Genomic DNA, 14,115 nt, shown 5'->3' on the forward strand with positions numbered 1-14,115 from the left:
CTCCTCGGCCAGTCTTGTCGCGTTCCGGGTACTGATCCATCGTCCGGGGCCGCGTTCCACGACCTGTTTTGACCGTAGCCACCCCCACTGGGCAACGCCTGTGCAGCACTGAGCGCAGAGCGACTACGCGATGAAGGCCCGATAGGCCACGTCGTTCGCGCGGAGTACCCGCAGTACGTTTTGGTAGCCGAGCTTCTGCAAGTCAGCATCCGTCCACCCTCGCCGGGACAGCTCAATAAACAGGTTCGGGTATTCCGACACGTTGGCCAGGCCGACCGGCATGTCTGCACAGCCGTCAAAGTCGCCGCCGAGACCGATGTGATCGACGCCAGCCACGCTGCGGGCGTGCTCGACGTGGTCGGCAACGTGCGCCACCGTGACGACCGGTTTCTCACCAACCGAACCGCCGTCCTCCCAGCGTCGGTAGTCGGCGGAAATGAACGCCGGCACGAAGGTGATCATCTGCACACCGTCGTTGGCGGCGAGCCGGGTGAGTATCGCATCCGGAATGTTGCGCGGGTGCGGATTGAGGGCAAAACACGAAGAGTGGCTGAAGAGAAGGGGCAGCGTTGTGGCGTCGAGGGCGTCCTGCATCGCGGCAGCTGAAACGTGCGAGAGGTCGACCATGATACCGATGCGGTTCATCTCCGCGATGACGGCCCGGCCACGCTCATTGAGGCCGTTGTGGATCACCTCGCCGACAGCTGCGTCCGCCCACGCCGTGGACGAGTTCCAGGTCAGTGTCATGTAGCGCACGCCAAGCCGGGCGTACTCGCGCAGTACCGCGAGTGAGTTGTTCATCTGGTTACCCCCCTCGACCCCCAGAAGCGACGCAATTCTTCCGCTCTGCTGCGCATGCGCAACGTCGTCGGCAGTGACAGCTCGTTCGAAAACATCGGGGTAGGCCGCAATCAGGCGGTGAACGAAGTCGATTTGCTCGAGCGTCGCTTGCACCGCATCGGAACCCTCAAGGTCGGTGTGCACCCACACGGACCAGAACTGGCCCTGTACCCCTCCTCGACGCAACTTGGGGACATCCGTTTGCAACTGACTACGCCCCGAATCAGGCTCGGAGTCCAGCCCGGTAACGGAATAGTCCCGACGCTCACGGCAGGCCCAGGCAAGGTCGTTGTGCCCGTCAATAACGGCAAATTTCGGAATTCTTGCGGTCATGTGCACTCTTCCCGGCAATCGATGCGCTTTGCCCAGCCTAGGACCCCCACTATCGGGCATTTTGGAGCGCTCGGACGGTGACGACTTCCGGCGCCATGCGCCGTATTCGTGCCCGCCACGCCAGGCCACGGGCGGGAGTAGTCGTTCGTCGGATTCGCACTCTTCTGCCACCTCCCCTTCGCAGGGGATATTGACCCTCATAAAGGTGACTGCGCCGCCGACTTGAATCGGGGTACTCTCTGCCAGTAAGTTGCTGAGAAAGAATCATTTTCGTACGCCGCCCGCCACGACAAGTGCCAGCATCGGCAGACTGTCACTTTAACCCCTCTGTTCCTGTCAACCCGACTGCAGGGAATGCCAACGTGATATCCACTCCGTCTCGCCAATCCACCGTCAGAATCAACTTCGCAGATTCGTGTTACACCACACTCGGCCAATTGCCTGTGGCGGCGCTGTCACGTTCGACCGCAGGGGAGACAACGCATGAGTGAGTCAGATTCCTCCGCATCTTTCGCACAGTCCCGGCCACTGGGCCGCACCCCCGAGCTTCGACTCGTTGATCAGGCGGTGCCGGCGCACACCGACATTGCAGTCGACACAGCTTCATCGGGGTTGATCTGGGCGCGGCGCTACCGAACCAAGCTCAGACTGACCGATGTCGCCGTCATTGTGCTCGCGGTCGGTGTTGCGCTGGTCGCCCGGTTCGGCGTAGACGGCATCCCGGCAGAACCGGGATCATTCAGCGCCAACTATTGGCTGGTGTCGCTGCTTATCGTGGCGACCTGGCTCACGACCCTCGAGCTGTTTCACACTCGAGACTCCCGAGTCGTCGGCGTCGGAGCGATCGAGTACAAACAAGTCATCAACGCCAGCGCCGTGACCTTCGGCACGCTCGCCATTATCTTCCTGATATTTCAGATCGACATCGCCCGCCTCTACTTCATTCTGGCGCTTCCTCTCGGCATCATCGCGCTGGTTCTCGAACGGTGGCTGTGGCGCAAATGGCTGCTGCACCAGCGCAAGTTCGGTCACTACCTTTCTCGCGGGATCGTTGTCGGAAATCGCGCCGACGTGGAATACGTCGTCAGCCAGATCGACAACAAATCCGGTGCTGCTTACTACATCGTCGGTGTCGCCCTCGAAGACGGCATCGGTGACGAGATCCTGGCGGGCGCGCGCAGGGTGCCGATCGTCTCCGATTTGGAGCATGTCGCTGCTGCGGCGGCGGCCATGGCTGTCGACACGGTCATCGTGGCCGGGCAGCCCAGCGGCGGCAGTTCCTATATTCGCAGCCTCGGCTGGGACCTCGAGGGAACCTCGGCAGAGCTTGTTCTGTCCAGCCGACTGACGGATGTCGCTGGTCCCCGCATCCATTTTCGCCCGGTTGATGGCCTCCCACTGATCCATGTCGAAATTCCCCGTTTCGAGGGGGGGCGCCATGCCCTCAAGCGCACGCTGGACATCGTGACGACAAGTTTCGCCATTTTGTTTTTGCTCCCCGTTCTCGCCGTGATTGCCGTGCTCATCAAACTGGACAGCCCCGGCCCCGTGCTATTTCGGCAGGAGCGGTGCGGCCGCAATGGAGAGACATTTCGCATAATCAAGTTCCGCTCCATGGTGCAGACCGCGGAAGACGATCTGGCCGGCCTGCTCGACCAGAATGAAGCCGCCGGGGCGCTGTTCAAGATTCGCAACGACCCCCGAATAACCAAGATCGGACGCGTTCTTCGCAAGTACTCGCTCGACGAGCTGCCCCAGCTGTGGAACATCTTCGTCGGCGAGATGAGCCTGGTGGGGCCACGCCCGCCATTGCCCGAGGAAGTTCAGGTATACGAGACCCACGTGCACCGTCGGCTGTACATCAAGCCCGGCCTGACCGGCATGTGGCAGATCAATGGCCGGTCGAATCTCAGCTGGGAAGACAGCGTGCGGCTCGACCTGTACTACGTCGAGAATTGGTCGCTCGCCGGCGACCTGATGATCATCTGGCGCACCTTCAAGACCGTCATTCAACCCGTAGGGGCATATTGACCGGGAAGCACCGTCTGGCTGCTTTCTCGCCCTCGGAGACGCCTGTGTCGCGGCCAACGGCCACGTCTCATCGGCTGTCATCATTCACCTCAGCGTGACCTGTACTGGGGGAGCTCTCGCGCTCTTTCATAAGTGAGTTTTGATCAGCTTGACAGTAGCCTTGGCGCTACCGGACGGAGAATACTGTGGGACCGATCGACGATCTGAGGCGCATCGCGAGCCAGTGGTTACTCGTTCTCATCGTCGGCGTGCTCGGCGGCGCGTCGGCCTGGGCTTACGCGATCAGCTTGCCCACCCAGTATCTGGCGACCAACAGCATTTTCGTCACCAGCGACCGAGGCGAGACCACGAGCGAGCTTCTACAATCCTCGACGCTTACGCAGAATCTGATGCAGTCCTACGCGCAGCTCGCAACGACGCCAACCGTTCTCAAACCAGTCATTAGCCAATTGGGGCTGGACACGACCCCACAGGCCCTCGCATCGCGCGTCACCGCCGTCACACCGCTCAACACCGTGATCATCAATATCGCCGTCACCAGTCAATCCGCGGCGCAGGCCGTCGTTCTCGCCGATGCCATCTCCGACTCCCTTGCCAGGACGGTTCTGACCCTGGCGCCGAAAAGAACGGGCAGCGTGCCGTCGATCGCGGTCACGACAGTGACCCCCGCTCAACTCCCGGTCGGGCCGTTTGCGCCCGATACCCGGCTCATTGTGCTAACCGGTCTACTGCTCGGGTTCGTTCTCGGCGCTGGATACGCGCTGGCACGGAAGGTGCTCGACACTCGGGTCAGCACGAAGAAGGACCTCGACCGGGTCTCGACCGCTCCCCAACTGGGAATGATCGGCCGCAAGCGGCGCAGCGACCCGGCCGGCCTGATCATGAGGGTGTTGCCGCAGAGTGCGCCAGCCGAGGCCTACCGCCGGGTGCGGGCCAATCTCGAATTCCTCGATGTCGACAACCCACCGCGCAGCGCCGTTGTCACGTCTGCGAGCGCCCGCGACGGCAAGTCCACGACCGCAATCAATTTGGCGCTCGCCATGACGGAATGCGGGTCGCGAGTGCTGATAATCGATGCCGACCTGCGACGTCCGTCGATTGCCGAACTGTGCGACCTCGAAGGCGATGTCGGCCTCACAACCATTCTGCTCGGCTACGTCGGACCCGAAGATGCCATCGTGCGGTGGTCAGACGGACTGGATGTACTGCCGTCCGGTGCGGTGCCGCCCAACTCCGGTCAACTGCTCGGTTCGGCCGCGATGAAGACACTGATGCAACGCCTGCGTGAGGACTATGACTTCATCATTGTCGATTCCCCTCCGCTGTTGACGGCGACAGACGCCCTCGGCCTGTCCCGTCTCACCGACGGTGCCATCGTGGTGGCCCGCTACAAGTCGACCACTCGTCAGCAGCTGGCAGCGACCACAGATTCGCTCGATGCGGTTAATGCCCGCATTTTGGGCATCGTGCTCAATCGGGTGCGTGAACGTCGCACCGGGCTCTACTACGGCCCGCTCAAGGCGGTCGCCGCCGCATCGATGCCGCAGATGAGCCCGGCCAACAAGAAACAAATCCCGGGGCTCCTCGACCGCCAACCCACTACAGATCAAGAAACTGTGACCATCCTAAAGTCCAAGAAACTTCCACGAGACGTGCAGAACGTCAGCCTGAAGCACTGACCCCCTGCGGGCATGGCAACAATGGCGACAACTTGCCCCCCACACAGGTGGCAGCGCAGTAACTAAAAGAAGCGCTAGGGTAGGCAAATAGTAACTGAAAAGATCTCACTAACCCGAACGTGACGACGTGACCTCCCTCGTGGGGCTACTTCCGCGTACTCCTGAACCTGTAAACCCGAACTGCAGGGAATGCCCGTGACCAAGAATTCCATGCGTCGATCCCCCATTTACCAACCGCCGAGCATGGCGGCGATCGTGCTCCGTCACGCACCGGAACGAGGCCCTCTTTATGGGCTGAGCGCACCATGAACGATGCCGTTCCTGCTCCCCCCTGACGCCGACCCTCGCAGTACGACCAGGAACATCTTGATCGGCGAGATGAGCCGGATCAGCCCTCGATCGCTCCTTGCTCCTTGCATGTCAAGTCGAGACCTACGAGCGCCACGTGCACCGCGAGGGCGGCCGTTCGGCCCCGCAGTGGCCTAGCAGTCCAGTCCCAGCGATCCACTGAACCAATCCGAACCGTGTGAGGGAACGCAATGCTACAACGTATTGGATATGCCGGCGGAGCCTTCGACCTGTTTCACGTCGGGCACCTGAACATCCTGAAACATGCAAAAAGCCAGTGTGACTATCTCATCGCGGGAGTCGTGTCCGACGAGATGCTCGAGCTTACGAAAGGGCGAGGGCCGATTGTTCCTTTGGCCGAACGATTGGAAATCGTTCGGCACATCTCCTTTGTCGACGAGGCGGTGGAGGAGCGACTCCCGAACAAGATCGATACCTGGCGCGCCGTACCGTTCGACATCTATTTCAAGGGCGACGACTGGAAGGAAACAGAACGCGGTCAGCAGCTCGAACGCGAATTTGCCGCTTTTGGAGTGGAGGTCGTGTACTTCCCCTACACAATGACCACATCGAGCACCCTGCTCCGTCGCGCGCTCAACTCGCTCGATCCCATCGGAGCTTCTCGTCTCCGCGCCAACTCCATCCACTGATACTGACGAGCAGACCTCTGATTTCTGACATTGATTCAGGAACAGCCTGTGATCCCCCCGAATTGGGGTCATTAACTGGCATTGATTCCTCCTCCATGTGATACTGCTACAGGCGCGAGTTCACCCTCGGAACCCGGGCTCAGCCCCGGAAGTGTGACCGATCAGGGCACAGGGCTGCGCAACTAATAGAAGACCGTGGTGGCGATCGACGTCGGTCGCGGCGAGGAGAACAATGACAGAGTCTGACGTGAATTGTGTCCGTGAGCAGCGACCCCGGCATACCCGGCGCATACGAAAGCGCTCACTCAAGAAAACCCTTCTGGCGATCACCGCGACAAGTATTGTTGCGGTCGGCGGCTCCAGCCTGACCGGCTTAACCGCTCAGGCAACCACGGGCTCCGACGCTGCAGTGAACTTTGTCGCGAACGATACGTTCAACTCCGGGCTCGACGGATGGATGGGCGGTGCGGAGACGAAGATGACCTCCGGAGAGGGGCGTGACGCAACGCAGGGCGTGCGGCTGACCAATACGTCGTCTGCAGCGACGTCTGTCATGTTGAACGATCGCAGCAACGCCGTGTCGAATACCGTGGCCGGACACACGTACGAGGCCACCGCTTGGGTGCGCTCCGAGACGGCCGGCCAGTCGGTTCTCCTTCGGCTACTTGAAGAGGATGCCGGCTACGACGTCATCGACAGCCAGCAGACACACCAGTGGCGCACGGGAACAGCATGGAAGAAGATCACGACGAACTACACCGCCACGCGCGCGGCCTCGTCAATTGATCTCCACGTGCTCGCGCTGAACATGCAACCGGAGAACGCTGTCGTGATCGACGACGTTTCCCTCATCGACACCACAGAAAACTCATCCGTCGACCGACCCATTGCGCCTCCGACACCCACGTCCACCCCGACTCCCACTGCAACCATGACCCCTCCCGCCGGCTGGAACTTGGCCTGGAGCGACGAGTTCAACGGATCGGGCATCGACAGAACCAAGTGGAAAGTCGATAACCTATCGACGTACGGTGACGGTAACAATGAAGTGGCGTGTCTGATGGACCGGCCGGAGAACGTCAAAACGGCTGACGGCCTTCTCACAATCACCGCCCGCAAGGAATCGGCCCCGGTCGCCTGCGGCACTAATGACTCACGGTTCCCGAACGGTCGCTCGTACACATCAGCCATGCTGAGCACGAAGGACAAGATCGACTTTGAATACGGCCGCTTCGAAATCAGCGCGAAGACCCCATTGACCCAGGGAACCTCCAAAGGCCTCTGGCCCGCATTCTGGATGCGCCCGGCCAGCGGCGGAATAGGCGAACTCGACATCCTCGAGGCAGTAGGCACCAGCAAAGCCGACTCATTGTCGGCGAACAAGCTCGTGCACACGATTCACTACGACTACGTGGGCACGCACCCCCAGCAGGCCACGACGTATACTTTGCCCACGGGTACAACCGCTGACGGTTTCCACAACTACGCAGTCGAATGGGCCCCCGGCTCGATCAAGTGGTACGTCGACGGCGTCCTGAGTGCGGAACGCAACATCTCGACCACGTCGTGGCTCGATGAAGCGTTCGTCAAGGACTTTTACCTTCGCCTGAACATGGCCGTCGGCGGCAACTGGCCCGGCGCGCCCGACGCAGACACCGCATTCCCTGCGACCTATCAAGTTGACTACGTGCGGGTCTACCAGCGCTAGTCGCGCCGGCTAACCGCAGCACTGCAGCCTCCTGCGAACAGGCCAGCCAGGGACAACTCTGGCTGGCTTGTTCGTCATGCAGGCGCCGTTTTACAGTCCTCTACCACTGCGATTGACCGCGCGCACGAGCGGGCCGGCCGGCACCAAGTGCGCCGCGATTGCCAGCGCGGCATATGCGCGCAATTGCGAGCGGTCATGGTTGATGGTTCGAGCGGCCCACGAGCGCGCTTCCGCTCGTCGGCCGAGGGCCGCCCAGGCGAAAGCGATCTGACCTTCGATCCTGGCCGATCCCTTCGGACTCTCGGAGAACTCCGGGTGCTTATTCAACAAATAACTAAGCCCGTCAATGATTCCTTGCCATTTACCGTCGAAAAAGGACGTTCGATTCCAATGCACAACGACCAAGGAGTCTTGCACCCCCCTGAGATGTCCGACGCGAGCAGCTCGCAGCAGGTAGTCATAATCTTCCCCGTAGGACGCTGGTAAATCTTCGTCTACCAGACCGAGTACCCCGGTCACGTCTGATCGCCTGATTAAAAACGACGAGGGATGAATTTCGGTCACTCGCGACTTCAGGAGATCACTGAACTCCGTGCGGTCAGGCGGCAGCCGGTCGACCAAACGGCCTGCTGTAGCGATCCGAATTCCGGTAGAAATGAGAACCGCTGCGGGATCCTCTCGCCACAGGGACATTTGACGTTCAAGCTTCGACGGCAACCACTCGTCGTCATCGTCACAGAAGGCGATGAGTTCGCCATCGGACGCGAGAATCCCCGTATTGCGGCCTCCGGCAAGTCCCGGCGAACGGGTGTTTGCAAGGGTTTGCAGCCTGCGCTGACCCTCCGGAATGACGATGTCCTCAAGCAGATCGATTTCGATCCGATCGAAAACCACGGTCAAATCAATCGCCCCCGCATAGTCCTGGCCGAGGACCCCTTTCACCGCTGCACGCAGCATCTCCGGCCTGCCTCGAGTCGCAATAACGACACTAACGCTCGGCGCGTGCACGCCTTGTTGGTCTGTCACGGTTGGCCACCTCTGCGCCTCTAGTGCGTGTACGGGTACGCGGTTGACGACGAAACATTCGGAAAGCGAACACTGCATTGCCGCGACCGTGGCGTCAGTGTAACCGATGAGAGGAGCGCAACGCGGGCGTCAATTTGGATGTAGCCCCGGACTGGGGGCGCATCGTTATCGCGGCAGCGAGCATTGCCACCAGTAGGCCCGTTGTCATGATCCCGTAGTAGGTCGACTCGACGATAACCACCAGCAACACCGTGTTGCACGCCTCACGCACCGGTTCCCGTTCCCGGATCGATCTGAAAAACGCCCAGACGAGCCACCCCATGAAGAGCACCGCGCCCGGGAATCCGTGCGAGAACATCACCATCCACAATTGCCCCTGGGTACCGACGGAAGGAATGTCGGGGGATGCCGATGGTCGCGGAGCACCGAACCCGAACAGAGGTGATTCCAGAGCGCGAGTGAACGTCTCCTCGTAGAGGCTCGCCCGATCTTGCGTCGATGAACTCGTCTCGACTCGTTGAGTCAGCCGCTGCTCGATCGGAAGCACGGAAAAGGCCGCCACGACCAGAAGGGCCAGTCCGGCCAGGGCGAGAATAACCTTCACATTGCCGCGCGCAATCGCTCGCACGCCGATATAGACGGCAGCAAGGCCAAGACCGAGAAACATTCCCCGGTTCAAGGTGAGCAAAGCCGGAACTATTGAGACGGGGACGGCCAGGAGCAACCACCAGAATCGTCGCTCCCGCCGTACGAGGATGAGGTAGGCGACCACGATCGGCGTGAGCATCGAGTACGCGTTGCCCCAGCCATTTGTGTAGAGAAAGGGCGCGCTCGGTCTCGGATCAAGCTTCAGCCACCCTGTCGGGTTGTATTGCGTCACTTTGCGCACAACCATTTCCTGCACGAGCTCATTCGATGTGATCGATGACGGAAGTACGAGACCGAACGGGGTATGCACGGAGAGAAGGGGGAAGAACACCCCTACATATCCACCAACGACGACGATGAGCCAGAACACCGTGAGCACCCCGGCGATATAGCGCACGGTCAGGTTCTTTCTCGCGTTGTAAACGTAAACGAACGCGACGGTTACGGCGAGGTAGAGCAGCGCACGGTAAATAAAACCGATCAGACGCCCTCCGCTATCGATTCCCACCACCGAGCACGCCATCCACACGAGAAAGAGCAGCCAGATTCCGAACCCGCGCGGCACGTCGACGTGACGTTGGCGCAGGAGATAGAACACCATGACCGCCGCCAACACGATCCATATGGCTTCACCAGGACCTAGCAGCCACCAAACGGGAAAGAGAACGAACATTGAGGTAAAAGGCCACCGAGGAAGCTGATCTATCGGCCGAGAGCCGTCAACGCTCACATCAACGCTGCCCTCGGTACCGCCGACGGCGTGCCGCTGTGCAAACCCATCTGCCATGCTCGTGGTCTCCTCTTGCGGACGAAAAACGCCTTTTGACATCACATTCGGTGCTTGGGGACATTAGTATATGGAGCGATTCCCCCGCAAGGGCGCGGATCCGGTTGAATTCGACCGACGCAACCAGTGCTTTGGAGCAAGCGACTCGCACCGGACCGATGTTAGGGGTACACAGAATATGTCCCAACCAGCAGATGGATCGGCACTGGGCCTGGAGTATTACGGCATAGTGCTCCGGCGACAGTGGCGCGTGATTGTGGGCGGAGTGGTACTAGGAGCTCTGGCGGCCGGGGCATTTCTCGTCATCATTCCGTCGACGGCCACCGCCACTACCGATGTGACTATCAACATCATTTCGACTGACCCGTTCAACGCTAGCAAGCAGGCTTCCGGCCTTCTTGACGGCACGACGGAAACCCAGATCGCTACTTCATATTCCGTCGCCAAAGACGCCGCCGAGCAAATGGGGTCGGGAGTTAGCGCCACCGAGGTGCGTCGCAACGTTGAAATCGCCGCCGTCACCGGAGCGTCGATCGTGCACATCGCGTTCACGTCCCCAACTGCATCCGGGGCGCACATGGGCGCTGACGCCATCGCAGACGCCTACCTGGCCTATCGCACCGCACAAGCGCAATCAAAACTCAACGCGATCCTGCAGGGCATCGAAGCTCGCCGCACCGCGCTCGGCGCCGACCTCGCAGACGCGAACTCCCGCATCAGTTCGTCGGCCCCGAGGAGCGCGGGGGCGAACCAAGCAACGAGCGATAGCGCCCTCATCACCATCGAACTCAACACGCTCCTCACGCAAAAGGGCGTGTTGTCACAAATTGACACTGCCGGTGGCTCGATTCTCACCACAGCCTCCCAGAACGACATCACGATGAATCCCGACATGACGCAGACGCTCGGGGCCGGACTACTGGCTGGAGGGGTCCTCGGACTCATCGCCGCGTTCGCGATCAACCCGCGTGACCAACGGCTGCGGAACGCCTTAGAAGTATCGCGGGCGACGAATTTCCCCGTGCTCGCGGACATCCGCTCGAAGAGCGCGTCAATCCCGGAGAGCCGAGGGACTCTCGAGCTGCTGCGGACCGCCCGTGAACGCATCCTCACCGACCTCCCGATCAATACCCAAGTCATTGCAATCTTTGACGACACCGGGGGTCGTTTTCCCTCCGACATTCCAATCAATTTGGCCGTGGTGCTAGCCCAAAGCGGTCTAACAACCCACCTGATCTTGCCGCGCTCATCTGGCGTTTTCTCCACAACGCTCCACACCAATTTAGATCTCATCGAGCCCAGCCCTGACGAGTCGGGGGTTACCTATCGGTCGCGCATCTCTCACAACCTTGATGCCACCTTCCCGACAGCCTCAGGACGGGCGAGCGACCTGGACTTGGACTTGGACTTGGAAGTTTCAAAATTTATACGCAAGAGAGTGGACGAACTCCGCACGGAGGAGCTGTATTTCTTGGTAGTCGACCGAGCAGCCCCGCGATCTAGCGTTCTTGCCGCCTTGCGCCTCTCCGAGGCCGCGATCGTGGTGGTCGGTCTGCGTCACAGCAAGGTCGACGGAGTCGCGGATATCGTCACCGAATCCGCCCGTCTGGGAACCGCCTTTCTCGGCACGATCACTGTGCCCCAGGAGCGCAGCCTCCCCGCGCCGAACGGTTCGACCGCGCCAGACATGCACGACCGTAAGAGCAGCGACGCTGATTCCCGCGCAGTATCATCGCCGGCACAGAAATGAGCACGACGGACCATAAAGCGTTGCGCACGAGCGTCTTGCGCGTACCCGTTGATCCGTTCGGGCAAGATCAGATCGTCGACATCGTCATGAAATGGACCGACGGGCCGCACACACACGTCGCCGTCGGCGTGAATGCCATGGTCTGCAATCTAGCGGCGACGAATGACGACTTTCACGGGAAGGTCATGGCGGCGGATCTCAGCTACGCCGATGGCCAGTCCGTTGTTTGGGCGGCGCGACTTCTCGGCGGACGCGTTCCGGAGCGAGTCGCAACGACCGATCTCATTGACGCGCTTGCATCGATCTCAGCGTTGACCGGCAAGAAACTCTTCTTCTACGGCGCTAAACCCGGAGTGGCGGAGCGTGCCGCATCCCAGCTGCGTCACGTTCACCCGGATCTGCAGGTTGCAACCCGAGACGGCTACGTTTCGCATGACGGTATGCCCCAGCTGATTGATGAGATCAACGCTTCCGGGGCTCACATCCTGTTCGTGGGGCTGGGCGAACCACGGCAACAGGATTGGGTATCCCAGTATCGCGACCGACTCACGGTTCCCGCCATTCTGACCTGCGGTGGCTTATTCGACTGGGTGAGCGGCGACAACAAGCGTGCTCCCGCCTGGATGATTGCGGCTGGGCTCGAGTGGCTCTGGCGGCTGATCATCGAGCCACGGCGGCTCGCTTCCCGGTATCTTCTGGGCAATCCGGCTTTTCTCTACCGCCTCGGCAAGCAGGTAGTGAGCGTGCGGCGTGGGTCAGCCAGGTGACGTGAGTGCTTCAGAGCTAGAATCCCGCGCACAGGATTCGCGGCTGATCGCGCGTCAGGGGGTAGCGAGCTTTCTGGGGTCGGCGACCAGCGCGATCATGGGCTTCATCCTGATCGTCGTTCTTGCCCGCACTCTCGGCGACGTTGGTTCCGGTGTTGTTCTGCAAGCCATCGCCGTTTTCACCATCGTGTTGAGCCTCGCCCGCGCCGGAATGGACTCCGCCGCGGTGTGGATCATGCCGCGCCTTGTCGCGCACGATCCGGTGCGGATCCGGAGCGCCCTCGGCACGATGTTTTTCGTGACGGCGATCAGCAGCTCGGTGTGCGCCGTCGCCACGGCGTTGCTGGCCCCCGGCTTTGCTCTGAGTGGAGACAGCCATTCCGACGAGGTCGTGCGCGCTGTGACGGTTGCCGGTTGGTTTCTTCCGGCCGGAGCGCTCCTCTTGGTTGCCTTGGCCGTGACGCGAGGTCTCGGAGGCATCGTCCCCTACATGGGTGTCGGAAGCGTTGGGCTGCCAGTAGTGCGCTCGATAGTGGTATGGCTGGCCGCCACCGCGGGTGGGTCTTTTGTCGCAGTGACGCTGGCTTGGGCGGCACCTCTGCCAGTTGCACTCATCGCCGTCCTGATCATCGTGAGATTTCAAGTTCGTCGACACGAGCGGGCCGCCGAGACGCGCGGTTCCTGGCGCCCGATCGCGGCGCTGCGGCAAAGCATCTTGAGCTATGCACTACCCCGCACGGTGTCGGCCGGACTCGAGCAGACCCTCATCTGGCTTGACGTGATCATGGTCGGTGTGATCGCGGGTTCGGCGGCAGCGGGAGTCTACGGAGGAGCGAGTCGGTTCGTCGCCGCCGGATTGGTTATCGATACTGCGCTTCGGATCGTGGTCTCGACGCGCTTCAGCACCCTCCTCTTTGAGAAGAAACTTGTGGAGGTTGAAGCGCTCTATCGGGTCGCCGCCACCTTCCTCGTGCTTTTCGGCACGCCGATTTACTTGCTCCTTGCCGTCTTCGCCCCTATCGTACTGAGTTGGCTCGGACCCGGATTCGAGCAGGGATCGACGGCCCTCGTCATTCTGTGCGTCGGCGCCACCCTTGCTTTCACTGCAGGAAACATCCACTCGGTGCTCCTGATGAGCGGGCGAAGCGGGTGGGCGGCGATCAATAAGGGAGTCGTACTTCTGGTCAATGTGGCCGGCAACCTAGTCCTGATTCCGCTCATCGGCATCACCGGTGCGGCTCTGTCCTGGGCGTTTTGCATGTTGCTCGACGCGACGTTGGCGGTGATCGAGGTGCGGCGATTCCTCGGCATCCGAATGGGAGTCGGTACAGTCGCCTACGCACTGCTCGTGCCGGTCGTCACATTCGGCGCTCCCGCAATCACCCTGAGGCTGACCGTTGGGGCTACGTTTCAGGCGCTAGTTCTCGCAGCCGCAATAGGGGCGATTCTGTTCGTCGGATGGTGTGCGCTCGATCGAAAGAGGCTGCACCTGCACGATCTTCGCATAATCACCCGACGGCGTTAGCGCGTCTTCTCCACCCTCTGTCG

Annotated in this window: 10 protein-coding genes and 1 riboswitch; of the genes, 7 read left to right on the plus strand and 3 right to left on the minus strand. The window is 60.9% G+C overall.

What is annotated here, in order from left to right:
- Positions 1–3: 3 nt before the first annotated feature.
- Positions 4–67: riboswitch (guanidine-III (ykkC-III) riboswitch) on the minus strand.
- Positions 68–123: 56 nt separating this feature from the next.
- Positions 124–1,173 carry a dipeptidase gene (locus E3T50_RS15915; protein WP_134553359.1) on the minus strand — a complete coding sequence of 350 codons (1,050 nt, stop codon included), beginning with the start codon at positions 1,171–1,173 and terminating at the stop codon, positions 124–126.
- A gap of 483 nt (positions 1,174–1,656) precedes the next feature.
- Between E3T50_RS15915 and E3T50_RS15920 the strand changes: the two genes are divergently transcribed.
- The 4 genes from E3T50_RS15920 (at position 1,657) to E3T50_RS15935 (ending at position 7,589) form a co-directional block, all read left to right on the plus strand.
- Positions 1,657–3,204: a sugar transferase gene (locus tag E3T50_RS15920; RefSeq protein WP_134553361.1), complete on the plus strand. Its 1,548-nt coding sequence runs from the start codon at positions 1,657–1,659 to the stop codon at positions 3,202–3,204.
- Positions 3,205–3,389: 185 nt separating this feature from the next.
- Positions 3,390–4,883 carry a tyrosine-protein kinase domain-containing protein gene (locus tag E3T50_RS15925; protein ID WP_134553363.1) on the plus strand — a complete coding sequence of 498 codons (1,494 nt, stop codon included), beginning with the start codon at positions 3,390–3,392 and terminating at the stop codon, positions 4,881–4,883.
- Between the two features lie 539 nt (positions 4,884–5,422).
- Entirely contained in the window at positions 5,423–5,881 is a 459-nt protein-coding gene (locus E3T50_RS15930) for an FAD synthase family protein (RefSeq protein WP_134464665.1), read from the plus strand.
- Between the two features lie 232 nt (positions 5,882–6,113).
- Positions 6,114–7,589, plus strand: a complete 1,476-nt coding sequence (locus E3T50_RS15935) for a family 16 glycosylhydrolase (RefSeq protein WP_134553365.1) — start codon at positions 6,114–6,116, stop codon at positions 7,587–7,589.
- A gap of 90 nt (positions 7,590–7,679) precedes the next feature.
- Here E3T50_RS15935 and E3T50_RS15940 read toward each other — a convergent pair whose 3' ends face one another.
- The gene (locus tag E3T50_RS15940) at positions 7,680–8,615 is read right to left on the minus strand and encodes a glycosyltransferase family 2 protein (protein WP_241990975.1); all 936 of its coding nucleotides are present in this window, start codon (positions 8,613–8,615) and stop codon (positions 7,680–7,682) included.
- Positions 8,616–8,709: 94 nt separating this feature from the next.
- Positions 8,710–9,864 carry an O-antigen ligase family protein gene (locus tag E3T50_RS15945; RefSeq protein ID WP_134553369.1) on the minus strand — a complete coding sequence of 385 codons (1,155 nt, stop codon included), beginning with the start codon at positions 9,862–9,864 and terminating at the stop codon, positions 8,710–8,712.
- 364 nt (positions 9,865–10,228) lie between these two features.
- Between E3T50_RS15945 and E3T50_RS15950 the strand changes: the two genes are divergently transcribed.
- Genes E3T50_RS15950 through E3T50_RS15960 form a run of 3 tightly spaced genes read left to right on the plus strand, consistent with a single transcriptional unit; the run spans position 10,229 to position 14,092 of the window.
- Positions 10,229–11,800, plus strand: coding sequence for a GumC domain-containing protein (locus E3T50_RS15950; protein ID WP_134553371.1), 1,572 nt, complete (start codon positions 10,229–10,231; stop codon positions 11,798–11,800).
- Positions 11,797–12,567 carry a WecB/TagA/CpsF family glycosyltransferase gene (locus E3T50_RS15955; protein ID WP_134553373.1) on the plus strand — a complete coding sequence of 257 codons (771 nt, stop codon included), beginning with the start codon at positions 11,797–11,799 and terminating at the stop codon, positions 12,565–12,567. The genes E3T50_RS15950 and E3T50_RS15955 overlap by 4 nt, the downstream gene beginning before the upstream one ends.
- Position 12,568: 1 nt before the next feature.
- On the plus strand, positions 12,569–14,092 hold the full coding sequence (locus tag E3T50_RS15960; protein WP_134553375.1) for an oligosaccharide flippase family protein: 1,524 nt from the start codon (positions 12,569–12,571) through the stop codon (positions 14,090–14,092).
- The last annotated feature ends 23 nt before the right edge of the window (positions 14,093–14,115 follow it).

Source organism: Cryobacterium gelidum, from assembly GCF_004403985.1.
In the GTDB taxonomy this organism is placed as follows: Bacteria; Actinomycetota; Actinomycetes; order Actinomycetales; family Microbacteriaceae; genus Cryobacterium; species Cryobacterium gelidum.

Coding starts and splice junctions, on each gene's coding strand:
- E3T50_RS15920 (WP_134553361.1), top strand. CDS start 1,657: ATGAGTGAGTCAGATTCCTCCGCATCTTTCGCACAGTCCCGGCCACTG.
- E3T50_RS15950 (WP_134553371.1), top strand. CDS start 10,229: ATGTCCCAACCAGCAGATGGATCGGCACTGGGCCTGGAGTATTACGGC.
- E3T50_RS15930 (WP_134464665.1), top strand. CDS start 5,423: ATGCTACAACGTATTGGATATGCCGGCGGAGCCTTCGACCTGTTTCAC.
- E3T50_RS15955 (WP_134553373.1), top strand. CDS start 11,797: ATGAGCACGACGGACCATAAAGCGTTGCGCACGAGCGTCTTGCGCGTA.
- E3T50_RS15915 (WP_134553359.1), bottom strand. CDS start 1,173: ATGACCGCAAGAATTCCGAAATTTGCCGTTATTGACGGGCACAACGAC.
- E3T50_RS15935 (WP_134553365.1), top strand. CDS start 6,114: ATGACAGAGTCTGACGTGAATTGTGTCCGTGAGCAGCGACCCCGGCAT.
- E3T50_RS15945 (WP_134553369.1), bottom strand. CDS start 9,864: ATGGTGTTCTATCTCCTGCGCCAACGTCACGTCGACGTGCCGCGCGGG.